This is a genomic window from Okeania sp. SIO2B9 (genome assembly GCF_010672505.1).
Lineage (GTDB): Bacteria > Cyanobacteriota > Cyanobacteriia > Cyanobacteriales > Microcoleaceae > Okeania > Okeania hirsuta.
The window spans coordinates 1-2,636 of record NZ_JAAHGK010001096.1; the positions used below are offsets into that span (position 1 = coordinate 1).

A 2,636-nucleotide genomic window follows, 5' to 3' on the forward strand; every position below is an offset into this window, starting at 1 on the left:
ATAGAGAGAAAAGTAGCGTTAGCGTCAAATGTGAACATACAATATCTGGCGTGAAGAGATATAATGCAGGGAGAGGATTGTATCGAAATCACATTAAAGATGCGCGACGATCGCTTCATGTTCACTGTGGCTGGACTCTGGAATTTCTACTTAATGGCAGGATAATTTAATCAGTGAAAACCAGAATTTTCCCATTTCACTTTAAGGTTTTATTTCGCGACAAGTCTATTGTATGTGTTTGTGTGTGTTTTGTTGCGTTGCCCCTATATACTTAGGGGCTATTTTTTTTGTTCGCGTTCGCTGCAATAAAGCTTGACATTATGTCCTATTTTCTACATATCTTGTCTATGCATCATTAGCAGCAAGACCTACAGCAGTTAAAGTACCTTCAAAACTCAAGAATTAAACTACCGCCACTTTCACGTCAATATTACCAGCAATCGCTTTTGAGTACGGACAGAGTTGATGAGCTTGAGCAACGACCTGCTCCGATGTTTCACGCTCTGAGTTTGGCATTTCCACTTTTAACTCAGCAGCAAGCTTATATCCACCATCTGCTGGATCTCTGCCAAGAGTGACGACACGTCACCGTTGCCTTAGACGCATCGACCCGCATCTTTCTGGCAACCAAAGCCAGTGCCCCATGAAAACAGGCGGCGTATCCAGCAGCAAACAGTTGTTCTGGATTGGTTCCTTGACCCCGACCACCAAGCTCTTGAGGCATCGCCAGTTCTAAGGCTAATAATCCATCCTCACTTTCCGCATGACCTGACATCCGGGCGTGTTCTTCTTGCCCCGGTGTTACAGTGACCACAGCCGTATACAAAGACTTCATTTCAGCCCCTTCGTATGGCTGTTCTAATTGCTGCATCAGTTTCTCTGTATCAGGGTTCATAATTCCTCGCTTTTCCGAACAATGCTTCAAGTACCATAATACTACGAGTCGGGGCACGGGTTCGTGTAAAATCAGGCTACATCTCCTGAAAGCTTTGTTATAATTCAGTTTTAATGTCCAGCCCAGAACGGAAATCAGCAGAATAAGTAATTTTATATTTCATCAAAACTCCAATAGGTCAGACATTTCAGCTTGTGGCTGCTGGAGATTATCATCGTACACCATCAAGGTCTTGGGGTCAGCATGACGGCTAAAACTTTGGGCTTTCCTAATATTCCCACCATTACGTTCCAAAACTGCTGTAATGGCAGAATGTGACCGCTGAGTGCTAATCAATGTGTAAGAAAATTCACCTCCACCCACAATAAAAAGTTAATTGTGTAAGAAAATTCACCTCCACCCACAATAAAAAGTTAATTGTGATAACTCATGCACATTTTCCCACTTCCCCAAAAACTAGGAGATGATAAAAATATAGAGCAGGACTTACATAAAAGCACTTAATATAGTGGTTTTATCTGGTAAATGACCAATTAATGCGCTATATATAGATTTACTTCCTAAGTCCTGCTCAATTCAAAAAACAAGGAGAAAATTATGCTTGCTGGAACTCAAACAACTACTACTCGTGCTACTCTTACCCTTGGTAGCACTGGTGAAGATGTGAAATATTTACAAACAGTTTTGAATGCCATTGTTGCTAATAATAGCTTAGTAGTTGATGGAATATTTGGTAATCTTACAAAGGAAGCTGTCATAGCTTTTCAAAAACGATATGGTTTAACTGCGGATGGAATTGTGGGTCCCCAAACTTGGGGATTAATAGATACAGGGAAAATTGCCCGCGCTACTCTGTATTTTGGTAGCACTGGAGAAGATGTAGAATATCTACAAATATGGTTAAAGGCTGCTGGATTTCGTTCTTTGGTAGTTGATGGAATATTTGGTGTAGCAACAGAAGAAGCTGTGAAGAATTTCCAAAAATCCTCTGGTTTAACTGTGGATGGAATTGTTGGTCCCCAAACTTGGGCAAAATTAGAATCTATCAATGTTTAGAGTTGAATTCACTAATCAAAACTAACAAAACCATAGCTATGGCTAAAGTAGCTATCAACAAACCATTTTTTTACCAGCATTCAGTCTTCAGCTAAAATTCGGGGGTGAAAATCCCCATTATACGACTTGAAAACTGATTACTGATTGCTAACCTAATCTTCAACTAAACTAAGGAATTTTCTCAAATGACTGTATCAACTTTGCCAGTATTAAAAGAAGGGGATAGTGGAGATGCTGTTCGCTTTCTTGAACAGTTACTATCCTCAATCTATTGGTTTGGTTTCCAACAAGGTAGACCATCTCTGATTACAAGTAATGTGAAATTTGATGCTCAGTACGATAATCAATGCCAACAAATAGTAACTGAGTTTCAGGAAAATTATAACGCCATTTTTCCTTTTCCATCACCTGACATCACAGTAGATGGAGTGGTAGGTCCCCAAACATGGAAAGCGTTAGGTGATGCTATCTTCAAATACACTTATTAAAACTTAAACACTCTTGTTGCTACATCTCTAGATATGACTGCAACAAGAATGTACAAACTCTTGGAGTTTAGTCCTGGGGTTCCTGACCAAATCGCTCTAATTTCTCATACTCATCTATCCTAATACAGGAGAATTAACAATGACTTTAAGTGTTTCAAGTTCTTTTTCTTTACCAGTTTTACGCAACGGAAGCACCG

4 protein-coding genes are annotated in these 2,636 nt (G+C 39.8%); 2 read left to right on the forward strand and 2 right to left on the reverse strand.

Annotated elements, in window-relative coordinates; genetic code table 11:
- Window positions 1-541 precede the first annotated feature (541 nt).
- Together F6K13_RS27685 and F6K13_RS27690 are read right to left on the reverse strand one after the other, a co-directional pair.
- Window positions 542-952 (reverse strand): OsmC family protein, encoded by a 411-nt coding sequence (locus tag F6K13_RS27685; RefSeq protein WP_287289090.1) that lies wholly within the window; start codon window positions 950-952, stop codon window positions 542-544.
- 105 nt (window positions 953-1,057) lie between these two features.
- On the reverse strand, window positions 1,058-1,231 hold the full coding sequence (locus F6K13_RS27690) for a hypothetical protein (RefSeq protein WP_161564433.1): 174 nt from the start codon (window positions 1,229-1,231) through the stop codon (window positions 1,058-1,060).
- Between the two features lie 261 nt (window positions 1,232-1,492).
- Between F6K13_RS27690 and F6K13_RS27695 the strand changes: the two genes are divergently transcribed.
- Together F6K13_RS27695 and F6K13_RS27700 are read left to right on the forward strand one after the other, a co-directional pair.
- Window positions 1,493-1,951 carry a peptidoglycan-binding protein gene (locus F6K13_RS27695; protein WP_124144271.1) on the forward strand — a complete coding sequence of 153 codons (459 nt, stop codon included), beginning with the start codon at window positions 1,493-1,495 and terminating at the stop codon, window positions 1,949-1,951.
- A gap of 185 nt (window positions 1,952-2,136) precedes the next feature.
- Window positions 2,137-2,439: a peptidoglycan-binding protein gene (locus F6K13_RS27700; RefSeq protein WP_124144272.1), complete on the forward strand. Its 303-nt coding sequence runs from the start codon at window positions 2,137-2,139 to the stop codon at window positions 2,437-2,439.
- Window positions 2,440-2,636: the final 197 nt, after the last annotated feature.

Bases quoted from the DNA above. Each gene is read 5' to 3' on its own strand.
- F6K13_RS27695 (WP_124144271.1), top strand. From the start codon at position 1,493: ATGCTTGCTGGAACTCAAACAACTACTACTCGTGCTACTCTTACCCTT.
- F6K13_RS27700 (WP_124144272.1), top strand. From the start codon at position 2,137: ATGACTGTATCAACTTTGCCAGTATTAAAAGAAGGGGATAGTGGAGAT.